Source organism: Salinisphaera sp. SWV1 (assembly GCF_052044155.1).
Lineage (GTDB): Bacteria > Pseudomonadota > Gammaproteobacteria > Nevskiales > Salinisphaeraceae > Salinisphaera.
Window position 1 is genome coordinate 13332 of the sequence record NZ_JBQDYE010000035.1, and the last position, 14408, is coordinate 27739.

At 65.1% G+C, this 14408-nt stretch carries 12 protein-coding genes; 4 read left to right on the plus strand and 8 right to left on the minus strand.

What is annotated here, in order from left to right; translation table 11 throughout:
- Positions 1-143 precede the first annotated feature (143 nt).
- The 4 genes from ACS8YF_RS15390 (at position 144) to ACS8YF_RS15405 (ending at position 4789) form a co-directional block, all read left to right on the plus strand.
- On the plus strand, positions 144-1601 hold the full coding sequence (locus tag ACS8YF_RS15390) for an NAD-dependent succinate-semialdehyde dehydrogenase (RefSeq protein WP_440851031.1): 1458 nt from the start codon (positions 144-146) through the stop codon (positions 1599-1601).
- Between the two features lie 23 nt (positions 1602-1624).
- Positions 1625-2878 (plus strand): diaminobutyrate--2-oxoglutarate transaminase, encoded by a 1254-nt coding sequence (ectB, locus tag ACS8YF_RS15395; protein WP_440851055.1) that lies wholly within the window; start codon positions 1625-1627, stop codon positions 2876-2878.
- 61 nt (positions 2879-2939) lie between these two features.
- A complete protein-coding gene (locus tag ACS8YF_RS15400) occupies positions 2940-3683 on the plus strand; it encodes a DUF429 domain-containing protein (RefSeq protein WP_440851032.1) in 744 nt (247 codons plus the stop codon).
- 200 nt (positions 3684-3883) lie between these two features.
- Positions 3884-4789, plus strand: a complete 906-nt coding sequence (locus ACS8YF_RS15405) for a ribokinase (RefSeq protein ID WP_440851033.1) — start codon at positions 3884-3886, stop codon at positions 4787-4789.
- Between the two features lie 445 nt (positions 4790-5234).
- On the opposite strand, the gene ACS8YF_RS15410 is transcribed toward ACS8YF_RS15405, so the two are convergent.
- From ACS8YF_RS15410 to ACS8YF_RS15445, 8 genes are all read right to left on the minus strand, one after another.
- Positions 5235-5984, minus strand: coding sequence for a triose-phosphate isomerase (locus ACS8YF_RS15410; RefSeq protein WP_440851034.1), 750 nt, complete (start codon positions 5982-5984; stop codon positions 5235-5237).
- A gap of 39 nt (positions 5985-6023) precedes the next feature.
- Positions 6024-6506: a ribose-5-phosphate isomerase gene (locus ACS8YF_RS15415; protein WP_440851035.1), complete on the minus strand. Its 483-nt coding sequence runs from the start codon at positions 6504-6506 to the stop codon at positions 6024-6026.
- Positions 6503-8236 carry a dihydroxyacetone kinase family protein gene (locus ACS8YF_RS15420; RefSeq protein WP_440851036.1) on the minus strand — a complete coding sequence of 578 codons (1734 nt, stop codon included), beginning with the start codon at positions 8234-8236 and terminating at the stop codon, positions 6503-6505. The genes ACS8YF_RS15415 and ACS8YF_RS15420 overlap by 4 nt, the downstream gene beginning before the upstream one ends.
- A gap of 75 nt (positions 8237-8311) precedes the next feature.
- On the minus strand, positions 8312-9280 hold the full coding sequence (locus ACS8YF_RS15425) for a D-ribose ABC transporter substrate-binding protein (RefSeq protein ID WP_440851056.1): 969 nt from the start codon (positions 9278-9280) through the stop codon (positions 8312-8314).
- A 76-nt stretch (positions 9281-9356) separates the two neighbouring features.
- Positions 9357-10505 (minus strand): ABC transporter permease, encoded by a 1149-nt coding sequence (locus ACS8YF_RS15430; RefSeq protein WP_440851037.1) that lies wholly within the window; start codon positions 10503-10505, stop codon positions 9357-9359.
- 26 nt (positions 10506-10531) lie between these two features.
- The gene (locus ACS8YF_RS15435; RefSeq protein WP_440851038.1) at positions 10532-12070 is read right to left on the minus strand and encodes a sugar ABC transporter ATP-binding protein; all 1539 of its coding nucleotides are present in this window, start codon (positions 12068-12070) and stop codon (positions 10532-10534) included.
- On the minus strand, positions 12067-12720 hold the full coding sequence (locus ACS8YF_RS15440; protein WP_440851039.1) for a DUF2291 family protein: 654 nt from the start codon (positions 12718-12720) through the stop codon (positions 12067-12069). The genes ACS8YF_RS15435 and ACS8YF_RS15440 overlap by 4 nt, the downstream gene beginning before the upstream one ends.
- 337 nt (positions 12721-13057) lie before the next feature.
- Positions 13058-14185, minus strand: coding sequence for an alcohol dehydrogenase catalytic domain-containing protein (locus tag ACS8YF_RS15445; protein ID WP_440851040.1), 1128 nt, complete (start codon positions 14183-14185; stop codon positions 13058-13060).
- Between the last annotated feature and the right edge of the window lie 223 nt (positions 14186-14408).

Consider the following 14408-nt stretch of genomic DNA (forward strand, 5'->3'; position numbering starts at 1 on the left):
CATCGCCGAGCACTCGAACGGACAGCCCGGCCGGATACCGGCCGGGCAACGCGCAAGCAGGCTCCGCACGACTACTGATGTAGTGGCATCGTGCAAATTGGTAGCGTGCGAGGTCTGGATCCTCAGATCACGAGCGCGATTTCATGTCCGACTATCAGGCACTCATGCACGAAGCCGCCTACATCGGTGGTGAATGGCGTCAGGCCGGGCCCGACGAGAAGCGTCCCGTACGCGACCCGGCCAACGGCGAACTGCTCGGCCACGTGCCGGCGCTGGACGAACGCCAGATGGACTCGGCGATCGATGCCGCGGCGAGCGCCTTCGAGGCGTGGCGGCATACCGCCCCGCTGACCCGCGCCGATCGTCTTCATGCCTGGTACCAGGGCATGCAGGACAACCGAGAGGCGCTGGCGCGGTTGATGACCGTCGAACAGGGCAAGCCGATCAGCGAGGCCCGCGGCGAAGTCGATTATGCCGCCAGTTTCTTTCGCTGGTTCGCCGAGGAAGCGCGCCGCATCCGCGGCAAGACCATCCCCGCCGAGGACCCGACCAAGGCGATCGGCACGGTCGAGGAGCCGGTCGGCGTGGCGGCCGTCATCACGCCGTGGAACTTCCCGCTGGCGATGATCACGCGCAAGGTCGGCGCCGCGCTCGCCGCGGGCTGCACCACGCTGGTCAACCCCGCCACCGAGACCGCATTCTGCGCCCTGGCGCTCGCCGATCTGGCCGAAAAGGCCGGGCTCACGAACGGCGAATTCAATGTCGTGCCCGGCTCGGGCAAGCAGTTCGGCGAGCGCGTCTGCGCGGATGATCGCGTGCGCGCACTGTCGTTCACCGGTTCGACCGAGGTCGGCCGCAAGCTGATCGAGCAAAGCGCCGCCACGGTCAAGAAGAACGCCATGGAGCTCGGCGGCAACGCGCCCTTCATCGTCTGCGAGGACGCGGATCTGGAAACCGCCGTCGAGGGCGCCATCGCCGCCAAGTTCCAGACCACGGGCCAGGATTGCGTGGCCGCCAACCGCATCTTTGTGCATCGCTCGATGTATGACGACTTCGTCGATCGCTTCGTCGAAAAGATGAACGCCATGCCCGTAGGCCACGGTCTCGACGAGAACACCGAGATCGGCCCGCTGATCCACGCCGATGCCGTCGAAAAAGCCCAATCGCTGGTCGACGACGCCCGCGAGCGCGGCGCCCGCATCATCGGGCGCGATCAGTCCGATGCCCCCGGCGAGAATTTCTTCATGCCCACCGTGGTCGCCGATTTCACCTCGGCCATGCGCGTGGCCGCCGAGGAGCAGTTCGCTCCCGTTGCACCGATCGCGCCGTTCGATACCGACGACGAGGCCCTGGCCGCGGCCAACGACACCATCTATGGCCTGGCCTCGTACGTGTTCACGCCCAGCGACGCCCGCATCCGCAAGTACCTGCGCGGGCTGGAATACGGCATGGTCGGCGTCAACACCATGGACATCACCGGGCCGCACGTGCCGTTCGGCGGCGTCAAGCAATCCGGCCTCGGCCGCGAAGGCGGCCATGTCGGTCTCAGTGAGTACCTGGAGACGAAATACTACTGCCTGGGCAACCTGCCCAAAGTCTGAAAGAGGCAACGATCGCCATGAGCATGGACATCATCAATCGCCTGGAATCGGAAGTCCGCGGCTACGTGCGCTCGTTTCCGACCGAGTTCAAGACCGCCCGCGGCAACCGCATGACCGACGTCGACGGCCGCGAATATCTGGATTTCTTCTCCGGCGCCGGCGCACTGAACTACGGCCACAACGACCCCGACATGGAAGCCGCCCTGCTCGACTACATCAAGTCCGGCGGCATCAACCACGGCCTGGACATGGCCACCGCGGCCAAGACCCGGTTCATGGAGACTTTCGAAGAGATCATCCTCAAGCCGCGCAAGCTGGACTACAAACTGCAATTCCCCGGCCCGACCGGGACCAACGCGGTGGAAGCCGCGCTCAAGCTGGCGCGTAAATACACCGGCCGCTCCGGAATGATCCATTTCACCCACAGCTTCCACGGCATGACACTGGGCTCGACCTCGGTCACCAGCAACGCCGCCATCCGCAACAGCGCCGGCGTCGGCCTGTCGGATACCACCACCGCGGCCTTCGACGGTTATTATCGCGACGGTCGCGACACGATCGCCGATCTGGACGCCCTGCTGTCGGATTCGTTCTCCGGCGTCGACAAGCCGGCGGCGGTCATCGTGGAAACCGTGCAGGGCGAAGGCGGCATCTATGCGGCCGGCTTCGACTGGCTGCGCGAAGTGGCCCACGTCTGCCGCGAGCACGACCTGTTGTTCATCGTCGACGACATCCAGGCCGGCTACGGCCGCACCGGGCCGTTCTTCTCGTTCGAGCCGGCCGAGATCCAGCCCGATATCGTCACCCTCGCGAAATCGATTTCGGGCATGGGCTCGCCGATGTCGCTGGTACTCATGCGCCCGGAAATCGATGTCTGGGACGCGGGCGAACACACCGGCACCTTCCGCGGCAACAACCATGCATTCGTCACCGGCGCGGCCGCGCTCGACAAGTTCTGGCGCGACGACCAACTCACCCGGCACGTCACCGAGCAGGGCGAACGCATCCGTGCTCGGCTGCAGGAAATCATCGACAACCACGACGGTTTCGACGGTGAAGTCCGCGGCCGCGGTTTCTTCATTGGCCTGGACTGCGCGGTGCCGGACCATGGCAATGCCGTCATCGGCGAGTGCTTCAAGCGCGGCCTGATCATGGAAACCACCGGCCCGGGCGACCGGGTGATCAAGGTCATGCCGCCGCTGATCAGCACGGCCGAGGATATCGACGAAGGCCTGGCCATCATCGACGATGCCATCGGGGCGGCCCTGGCGGCCTGAGGGCCACAGGCGCCCGGCCGTACGCCGTCGGGCCCGTCATCGCATCCGCTAAACTGACGCGATGACGGGTCCGAACTGTATCGGCATCGACGGCTGCCCTGCCGGATGGGTCGCCGCCACCCCGGGCGGCGTGTTTCTCCGGCCGCGGCTATCCGATCTGCTGCAAACGCTGGGCGTCGTCGCCGAGCGCGATATCGTGGCCGTCGACATGCCGATCGGCCTGGCCGCCGCCGGCAAGCGAGCATGCGACCTCGAAGCCCGCCGTCTTCTCGGCGCTGCTCGCGGCAACAGCGTGTTTCCGACCGCCACCCGGGGCGCGATCTACGCAACGACCGTCGGGCTGGCTTTGCGCGACGCCCATGCCAGGGCCAGCCGTATCAACATCGACAACGACGCGGGCGGCGTATCGGCCCAGGCGTTCAACCTGTTCGGCAAGATTCGCGAAGTGGACGCGTTGCTTGCCGATCAGCCGGCGTTGCGCACGAGCGTCCACGAAGTGCATCCCGAACTCGCCTTTGCCTGCTGGAATGCCGATACGGGCGGCCCGTTGCGGCCCATGCCATACCCGAAGAAATCCGGCCTCGGCGCCCACGATCGTCTGCAACGCGTGTTCACACGCTACGGCCGTGCGCACTTCGAACACTTCAGACAGAAACATCGTGTCGGCCACGCCGCCGATGACGACATCGCCGACGCCTATGCCGCGCTGTTCTCGGCCGAACGCATCGCCGCCGGCATCCACCGGAGCGTGCCCGAACATCCGCCCACGGACGAACACGGCCTGCCGATGCGGATTTGCTATTAGGGACGATTGCCGCTTGCGACGAAACCGAGTGCAGCGCACTTACCGGCGCCGACGGCGGCGATCATCACGCGATGACTGCCGATACGCTCGCAAGTATGGTCGAATAGGTCCGCTCAACCTCGCCAACTGAATTTCATGACAGCATTCGAAATCCGCCGCTCCGCGATCCGCTTGTCGTGCCCAGCCGCCGGAGGCCGCTCATGATCGTGGTCGCCGGCAGTGCCAACATCGATCTGGTCGCCCGGGTCGCGCATCATCCCGAGCCGGGCGAGACGCTGATTGCCTCGGGCTATGCCATGCACCAGGGCGGCAAGGGCGCGAATCAGGCCGTGGCCGCCGCGCGGCTGGGTGCGCCGGTGCGTTTTCTCGGCGCGGCCGGCGATGACGATTTCGGCGACCGGATCGTGGCCGATCTGGCCGCCGAGGGCATCGATGCCGACGGCGTGCAGCGCTTTCCCGGCAGCAGCGGTATAGCCCTGATTACCGTCGACGAAGCCGGCGAGAACCGGATCGTGGTGGTACCCGGCGCGAATGGCGAGCTCGACGGCTCGCGCGACATGGCCGGCGCCATGGGCGGCGCGAACGTGCTCCTTGTGCAACTCGAAACGCCGACCGCGTTCGTTAATGCGGCGCTGAGCGCCGGTCGGGCAGCCGGCGCCGAGGTGATCCTGAATGCCGCGCCCGCCGCTCCGCTCAAGGCTTTCGAGATGACCGCCGTGGACTGGCTGATGGTCAACGCCGGGGAGGCGGCTTTTCTGCTTGGCGAGCGCGAAGGCGCGAGCCGCGACCAGACCGTCGATCAGGCCGCGCGCCTTGCCCAGCAGTACGATATCGGCGTAATCGCCACCCTCGGCGCGGACGGCGCACTCTGGATCGGCCGCGATGGCAGCCGTGGCCATGTCCCCGGCCGGCCGTGCACGGTGGTCGATACCACCGGCGCCGGCGATACGTTTGCCGGCGCGTTCGCCGCCGCGCGCGTGGAAGGCCAGTCGGTCGAGGACGCAATCCGCATGGCGGGCGTGGCCGCCTCGCTATCAGTGGGCGCGGCCGGTGCACGGGCCGGCATGCCGGATCGCGCCGCCGTGCGCGCTGCCATGGGCGACTAAAAGCGTTCTCCAAAGGCATTTTGTCCGCAGATCGACGCAGATTCACGCAGATGGAAGACGGAGCCTGTTCATCGTGATTGGGCGCGAGACTCGGGCAGAGTAACGGGATGGATCTGTATTGCGTCCCGTTACGCGGCGACGGAGACGCGCAATGGCGACGGGTGTCCGGCGCACGGCGCCGGGGCGGCCAGTCTGTCTGAGCGTCGCCAAAGCGACGTGAGTTCTGGCCGCATCCCGTCGGCATTGTGCGTCGGAGTGAACCGGCGTAGCCGGCGCTGTGTCGGGTGCCCTTCTTTCGGTTACCTTTCTTGGGCAGGCAAGAAAGGTGACTCGCGCATCAGCGCGAAACCCCGGCCAGTCAAAGGCTTCCAGAGCAACAACGCACTGAACAATCTCGCATTTCATTGCCTGATGAGATTTGAATCAGGGCTCACGAAAAGAAGCTCTAGCCTCTCAGATCTGCGGCCTCGTCGAGAATAGCTTCGAAGGCCGCCGTATCGTGGGCAAAGCGGCCGAGGAACAGCCCGTCGACGGCGGTGCCGAGTTCGGTCAGCGTGCCCGGTGCGGCGCTGCCGCCATAGACCACCGGCACGTCGGTCTGCCCGGTGCGTTCGGCCAGGCCGGCCTTGATGCCGCGGGCGACTTCGGCCACGTGCGCGGCACTGGCCGCTTCGGTCTGCCCGATCGCCCAGACCGGTTCGTAGGCGATCACCATTGGCGTGGGTCGCCCCAGTTCAGCCAGCGATGCAGCGAGCTGGCGATTGCAAAAGTCGATCGCCGCCCCGGCCGGGCCCGACTCGGGTTCGCCGATACAGATCCAGGGGATGAGGCCGTTGCGTACCGCGGCGGCAACTTTCTTCGCGATCGCGGCGTCGTCCTCGCCGAACACACGACGGCGTTCGGCATGCCCGATCTCGGCGTAGGTACAGCCCATATCGGCCAGATCGGCACCACTGACCGCGCCGGTGTAGGCACCGCGATCGGCCCAGAACAGATCCTGGGCGCCGAAGGCCACCGGGGCATCGGCACAGGCCGCCATGGCGGCTTCCATGGCCGGCAACGTGGGAAAGACGATCAGCTCGACCGCGCCCGACCGGACCGCCGGATGCCGGTTGGCGGTCGCGGCGGCGGCCGCGCACCACTCACGGGTACGCGGCCGGTCGAGATACATCTTGAAGCTGACGCCGATATGCATTGCAGTTCAATGGTTGTGCAAACCGGCGTTCATTGTCGCCTACTCGACGGGGCTGGCGTCGCCGGTTTCCTCGTATTGCTTGATCACGGCCACCTTCTTCGCCGACGAGGAGTTCTCGTCGAAACGATAGGTCAGCCATTCACGGGCCAGCTTGCGGGCCAGCTCCAGCCCGATCACGCGCTCGCCGAAGCACAGCACCTGGGCGTTGTTGGACAGTACGCCGCGCTCGACCGAGTAGCCGTCGTGCGCGGTGACCGCGCGAATGCCCGGCACCTTGTTGGCCGAAATGGCCACACCGAGGCCGGTGCCGCAGATCAGCAGCGCCCGGTCGGCCTCGCCCGCGGCGATCTTCTGCGCCGCAGCGATGGCGATGGTGGGATACGGCGTCCTGGCCGCCTCGTCGACGCCCATGTCCTCCACCGAGGACACGGTGTCGCTGGCCTGCATATCGGCCTTGATCGCTTCCTTGTAGCGATAGCCGGCCTCGTCGGAGCCGATGATGATTCGGAGTTTGTCGCTCATGCTGCGTCCTCATGCAGGGATTCGAGAGTGTCGGCGACGGCGGCGACGATCATCGCGAACGAAATCGCCCCCGGATCGGGGTGGCCCACGCTTTTATCACTATGGTTTTTGGCCCGGCCCTTCTTCGGCGCCAGATCGGCGGTCGCTTCGGCGGCGTGCTGCGAGGCTTCGGCAGCACGGCGCCAGGCTGCACGCAGGTGCGTGCCCGACTGCACTTCATCGGCCAGGGTGTCGGCAAACGGCTTCATCGAGTCGAGCATGGTCTTGTCGCCCATCTCGGCGCCGCCGAGCCGCATGATCGCGTCGGTGGCGTCGACCACGCCGGCGGTCACCGCGGGCGCGGCCACGCGGTCATCATCGCCGATGCGCGCCCCCACACTGCGCAGGCCGAGGCCCCACAGCGCGCCGGAGGTGCCACCGGCCTCGTTGGCCCAGGCATCGCCGGCCCGCATCAAGACGGTGCCGGCGCCGCAGCCTTTTTCAACCGCACGCCGCGCGGCCGCGAGTGCGGCCCGGGCACCGGTGTCCATGCCAATGCCGTGGTCGCCATCACCGGAGATGGCATCGAGCTGGCCCAGGCCCTCGGCCTCGGCCTCGATCCGGGCCTGGATGGCCTCGATCACGGCCAGCATGCCGGCCGCATCGGACCTGGAATCGGCGCTGGCGGGCGGGGTTTCCTCTTCATGGGCGGCGGCCAGGTCGGCGTCGTCGCGCGGCTCGCCTTCCAGCGCCACACCGCCGCGACAATACGCCGGCGTGGTGGCCGGCGCGGTCCAGGCTTTTTCCAGCGCCTCGTCGAGCCAGAACAGGGTCAGCGATACACCGGCCATCTCGAAACTGGTGACCAGCTCGCCCACCTCGGGCTGTACCAGCGTCAGGCCCGCGGCTTCCAGTCGCTCGGACACGCGCTTGTAGAGCACGAACAGTTCTTCGTACTTCACCGAGCCCAGACCATTGAGCATCACGCCCACACGCGGCGAAGCCGCGCCGTCCGGGCGTTCGTCGAGCAGGCGATCGACCAGCATGTCGGCCAGATCCGACGCGCTCGGCATGTCGACTTCCTCGATGCCCTGCTCGCCGTGGATGCCCATGCCCACGCCCATGCGCCCTTCGGGCACCGTGAACAGGGGTTGTTTGGCACCGGGCAGCGTGCACCCGGAAAACGCCACCCCGAACGACCGGGTGCGATCGTTGGCATGGCTTGCGAATTGGTATACCTCGTCCAGCGACTTGCCCTCGGCGGCAGCCAGTGCGGCAGCGCGGAACACGGTCAGGTCGCCGGCAATGCCGCGACGCTCGCTGGCCTTGTCGGCGGGGCCGCTGCAGATATCGTCGGTGACGGCAAAGCAACGACAGGCAATGCCTTCCGCCTTCAGGCGTTCCTCGGCGATGCCGAAGTTGAGCACGTCGCCGGCATAATTGCCGAACGACAGCAGCACGCCCGAATCGGAGGCCGCGGCCTTGGCCACGGCATAAATCTGTTGCGCCGACGGCGAGGCAAAGACGTTGCCCATGGCCGCGCCGTGCGCCAGGCCCTGGCCCACCAGCCCGGCGAATGCCGGATAGTGACCGGAGCCGCCGCCGATGACCACGGCAACCTGCCCCGGCGGGGTTCGCGTGGCACGCACCACGCCGCCCGGCACGCGGCGCACCAGGGCTCGGTTGGCGGCCACGAAACCGTCGATGCTTTCGTCGACGAAATCGGCGGGCTGATTCACCAGATAAGTCATCAGTGTCTCCTTATCGAAAACGCGCGAGCCATTGCGGCCCGCGCGTTCATTGCAGCCGTTACCCCGAGGGGCTTGTTACTGCATGCTCTTCAGGGTAAACGGCGCCACATAGTTGCCGATGTTCTTCTTGGTGATCAGGATGCAGTCGAACAACTGCTTCTCGTGATCCACGCCGGTGCTGCCGGTCTTGATGTAGTGATTGGCTTCGTCGACCGCCTTTTTCGAAAACACGGCCACCGGCTGTAGCACGGTGTAAGCCATTTCACCCTTCTTGATGGCGTCTATGGCCGCGGGCGAACCATCGAAGCCGCCGACCGTGACCTGGCTGAGCTTGCCGGCCTGCTTGAGCGCCGCGATCGCGCCCAGTGCCATTTCGTCGTTACCGCTGATCAGGCCGGTGATGTTGGGATGCGACTGCAGCATGCCCTGCATCTTGTCGTGGCCCTGGGTGCGGTCCCAGTTGGCAACCTGCGAGGCCACTTCCTTCAGGCCCGGATACTGGGAGAGCACGGTGCGATAGCCATTGGACCGCGTCGCCGCGTTGTTGTCCGACGGCGCGCCCTTGAGTTCGACGTACTTGGCGTGCGTACCGACGGCCTTGACCCATTGCTGGGCACCCAGGGCAGCACCCTGTGCGTTGTTCGATACCAGCTGTGCCTTGGCCAGACCCTTCTGGTCGATCTCGGCATTCACAAGGAACACCGGGATATGCGCTTGAACCGCTTTCTTGACGGAACCGATCGAGCCCTTGGCGTTGGCCGGATCGAGGATGATGGCCGCCGAGTGGTTGGTGATCGCGGTGTCCACCTCATTGCGTTCGGTATTGGTGTCGCCGTGATGGGCCACCACATTCGCCTTGTAGCCGAGCTTGCGGGCTTCCTTCGCCGCCACCTGGCCTTCCGTCTGCCAGTAGGGATTCGAGGGATCGTTGACGATGATCGTCATCAGCTTGCCGTTGCCGGAGTCTGCGGCCGAAGCCGTGGATATTCCGGCGCAGGCGGCGAATGCGAATAGAACACTCGCCGCCACGATTGTGATTTTCATGCGTTGCATGCTTATCTCCTTGTGTAGTGATTATTTCCGCCGTTCAACCAGCGGTTTTGTCAGGGACGTTCTGTGCCTACGATTCGCCCGTCGACGTCCCCAACGACGAGGCCGGATCAACCGGATTTTGTTGACTTGCGGCCGCCGGCGGCGTGCCGCCATCGGCGGATGCGGAGGTGCGGGGTTTGCGCCGGGCCTTGTATTCGATCGAATTCAGGAGCACCGCAAACACGATCACCACCCCGGTAAAGACCATCTGCCAGTAATTGGACACGCCCACGATGACCAGGCCGTCCGACAGGAAGCCGATCACGAAAGCGCCCAGGAGCGTGCCGCGGATATTGCCGACACCACCGGCCAGCGCGGCACCGCCGATCACCACGGTGGCGATGGCGGTCAGTTCATAGGTGGTGCCCGCGGTCGGGCCGGCCGAGGTCAGCTCCGAGGTCAGTACGAGACCGGCGATGGCCGCACAGATGCCCGACATGACGAACACCAGCACCGTGACGCGGTTGGTGGGCACGCCCGACAGGCGCGCAGCGCGCGCATTGCCGCCGGTCGCATACAGCCAGCGACCGAAGGCCGTTCGATTGAGCACCACGATGAGTACAATCGCCACCGCGATCATGATCAATATGCCGACCGGCACCTGCAGTATGGTGTTGAAACCGAGCCAGTCGAGGCCGGTATTGCCCAGCGACGCCTTGCCGCCGAGATTGTTGTAGGTCAGGCCGCCGGTCATCAGGAGCGCCACCCCGCGTACCGCATAGAGCGATCCCAGCGTGGCCACGAATGACGGTACCCTGAAATAGGCCACCAGGATGCCGTTGATCAGGCCGACCAGTGCACCGACCGCACACACCAGGACCACCACGACCCAGATCGCGGGATAAAGCGTGACCCCGCCGATATCGACGCCGTGAATGAAAAAACCGGCCATCACGCCGCACAGGCCCAGCGTCGAGCCGACCGACAGGTCGATGCCGCCGGTGAGAATCACCAGCAACATGCCCATGCCCAGCAGGCCGAAGATGGCCACATGGGAGGTCATGGTCAGCAGGTTGTTGAAGGTGAAGTAGTTCGGCGAAAGATAGGAAAAGACCGCGATGATCGCGATCAGACCGAAAAAAGCACGTCCTTCAAGGAGCAAGCCGATAGGATCGAAGCCGCCCGCAAACAGCCCGCCCTTGTCCTTGGTCATGGTTTGACCGCGTTTATCGCTCATGATTCTGAATTCCTGATCCGTGGTGCTCAAGCGGCGACGGATTCGCCGGAGGCCGCCATGATTTGTTCCTTGGAGACGTCTGGACCGAACTCAGCCACGATACGGCCGCGCGCCATGACGAGAATGCGATGGGCGATGGACAGGCATTCGTTGACTTCGGACGTCGAAAACACGATCGCCGCGCCCTGTCGTGCCCGCTCGGCCAGCAGCCGAAAGACCTCGGCCTTGGCGCCGACGTCGATGCCGCGACTCGGCTCATCCAGCAGGATGACGCTGGGTTGGGTGATCAGCATCTTGCCGATCACCACTTTCTGCTGGTTGCCGCCAGACAAGGAGCCGATCATGGCCTCCGGCCCGTCGGTCTTGACCGTGACATCATGAATCGCCGCATCGACCAGGCGTTTTTCGGTGCGCGGCGACAGCAGCATATTGCGCACGAAGGCACCAATACTGGCCAGCGACAGATTCCGCCCGACCGTCATGGTCTGCACCAGACCGTCGCGCTGACGGTCTTCGGGCACCAGACAGAGCCCGGCACCAATACGCTGCGCGATCGACAAACCGGAAACATCACGGCCACCGAGCAAGACGCGACCGCCACTGATCGGGCTGCCACCGGCGAGGGCTTCCAGCAATTCAGTGCGTCCGGCGCCCATCAAGCCATAAATGCAAACGATCTCGCCGGCGCGCACGTCCAGGGAAAGATGATCGACCGCCAGACGGCCACTCGCCGTGGCATCCAGGACCGAAACGTCGTCGATCGACAGGGCGACATCGCCGAAATCATGGCCGGCCGGCGGAGACCCCAGGTTGAAGTTTTCGCCGACCATCTTGCGCACGATCCACGGCAGATCGATGTCCGCGCGTTGGGCGTGGGCCGTCATCGAGCCGTCGCGCAGCACCACCGCGTAGTCGGTGATCTCCAGCGCCTCCTCAAGGTGGTGCGAGATGTAGACCAGCGCCACCCCCTTGGCCGTCAAATCCCGAATGACCTTGAACAGCACCTCGACCTCGGTGGCCGACAGCGCCGAGGTCGGTTCGTCCATGATCAGGATGCGCGAATTCACGGACAACGCGCGTGCAATCTCGACGATCTGCTGCTGGCCGACACGCAACTCACCGACCAACGTCAGCGGATCGATGTCCTCCTCGAGCTCCGCCATCAGCGCGGCCGCCTGGCGCGCCTCTTCGGCGTAGTCGACGCCGCGGTGACCGCGCAGCTCGCGGCCCATGAAGATGTTGTCGCGCACCGACATATTGGGCGCGAGCGACAGCTCCTGGTGGATGATGGAAATACCGCGGTCGCGCGCATCCACGGTCGAAGCAAATGTGACCGGCTCGCCGTCGAGAATGATGCGGCCTTCGCTCGGCTGCTCGACGCCCGACAGGATCTTCATCAGCGTCGACTTGCCGGCGCCGTTCTCACCGAACAGCGTCGTTACCGTACCGGGATAGATGTCGAAGTCGACGCCCTTGAGGGCACGCACGCCGCCGTAGCGCTTGTGCACGTCGCGGGCCGACAGGATGGCCCTGCCGTGCTTCTGCGAGATCGCTTGATCGCTCATGATCCGACCTTGAGTTCCACTGGCGTGACCAGCCAGTTGTGCGGATTGATCAACTGAAACGCGCCGACCACGTGGACCGTCTTGCCCGTCAGATGATCGCGATCAAGCCCGGACAACACCTGCTTCTTCATGGCGTTATTGATGCCGGCCGCCGCGTTCTGATACTGAATCTGGTTTTCGAAGTCGCCGAATCTGATCCCGCCGGCGCCATCACGCAGGGTCGTTCCAATGATGGCCGGCCCGGTCTGCAGGCGAATGGTCAGATCCTGCGGCAACCCCGGGACCTTGATATTGAACACACCCTCGTCGCCCTTGCCGACCACGCCGGAGAACTTCACCGACATAATGGGCCCGATATCGTTGGGCACGCCGTACTTCTTGACCGCAGCGCTCTTGTCTTTGGCCAGCGCCGCCGCCAGCTGCGTTGCCGGTGCCGCGCGCTCGCTGATCCTGGTGCGTACCTTGGGAAACTCCTTTTTGCCGTAGGCCGCCTGCGAGAACTGCTTCGGCCCGGCGGGGCCCTCGCCCTGTCGCACGACCTTGGTATCCAGCCCCATGGCAATCAGCACGCCCAGGCCCACAACAATCAGGACAATCTTGCGCCCGCTCCAAACCTTTCGGGACGCTGGGACGCTCGTGGCTGTACTCATGCAGAACCTCCATAATCAATGCGTTGCGCACTGCCGGACGCGCGCTTCCCGGGCGCGGACAGCCACGCGATCACAGCCCCGCCACCGCCGATGACCCGCAAGCCGGCGGTGGCGGTATAGCGGCTATCAGAGCGGGGGCGGGGGTGCGTCTTCACGCTCGTCTTCTGGTGCCGCGACCGGAAGCGCCCTCCCGCGCGGCCGTTTGCTGACTGCGCACGACCGCTGCCGGCGACAGCGCACGCCTGCCCGCGACCAGCAAGCGGAACAAGCCAGCGCGCCCCACATCCGCCGGCGCTGTCGCGCCCTGCCATAAACACCTGATCGAACCCGCTTGCGCCTAGGTGTGCGGGTCCACCGCCACCTTCATCGATTTCTCGCCGCGTTCCATCACTTCCAGTGCCTCGTGGAACTTCGACATCGGATAGGTGTGGGTGACCACGCCGCGCATGTCGAGCTTGCGGGTGGCGATGAAGTCGATCGCACGCGGATACGTATACGGGCCCAGATGCGAGCCCAGCACGTCCAGTTCCTTGCGGTCGCTGATGATCGACCAGTCGAGGGTGACCTCGGAGCCGAACACCGAGAACTCCACGAAACGGCCCAGCTTGCGCAGCATGTGGATGCCCTGGTTCACCGCCTTGTGATAGCCGGTGGCCTCGATGTAGATATCGCAACCGTAGCCGTCGGTGATCGACTTGATCTTTTCGATCACGTCTTCCTCGGCCGGATTCCATACTTCGTGCGCACCCAACTGCTTCGCGAATTTGGCGCGCTCAGGCTTGAGATCCAGAACGATGAGTTTCTTCGGGTTGGACAGCGCGACCTGGCCGATAATGCCCAGCCCCAGGGTGCCGGCGCCGGCCACCACCACGACATCGTCGGCGGTCACCTGGGCGCGGTCGGCGGCATGCAGCGAGCAGGCCAGCGGCTCGACCAGCACGGCCTCCTCGGCCGGCACATGATCGGGCACCTGATGGACGATGCCTTCCCTGGTGAAGATCATGTACTGAGCAAAAGCGCCCTGCACATTGTTCTGGAAGCCGTACAGATCGTGCTTTTCGCACATCCAGTACTGGCCCCGGTTGCAGTAGCGGCAGTCCCAGCAGGGCACGATCTGCTCGGAGATCACGCGATCGCCGATCTTGACGTTCTTGGCCTCGCCGGCGCCCTCGCCGAGTGCGACCACACGGCAGACGAACTCGTGCCCCGGAATCATCGGCGGCTTCACGTAGCGCGGCTGGGTGTCATCGCCCCAGAACGACGGCGCGCCGTGGTAGACCTTCACATCCGACATACAGATGCCGACCAGTTCCACCCGGCACAGAATCTCGCCCGGACCGGGCGTGGGCACCTCGACTTCCTCGAGCCGGTAGTCGCCCGGCGCGTAACAGACGACAGCCTGCATGGTCTTGGGAATGGCGCCCGCCTGGGCGGCATCTTCGGGACGATCGATAACATCAGACATGACGGCTGACTCCTCAATATGACTTTCGCGCCGCGGGGCACGCCATCGCCGGTTTTCATCCGCTGCGCCGGGACACCATCGGCGCCCGCCGCGGCCCGACCTGCCTGTCGCAAGTGCCCGGCTTCCGGCTTTCGTGAATGAACATATGATCATTCACAGTTCATTTGTTTATTCGTGATCGATAATATTTCGCCCCTCGTGGCCGGTCAACGCGAAAACCCTG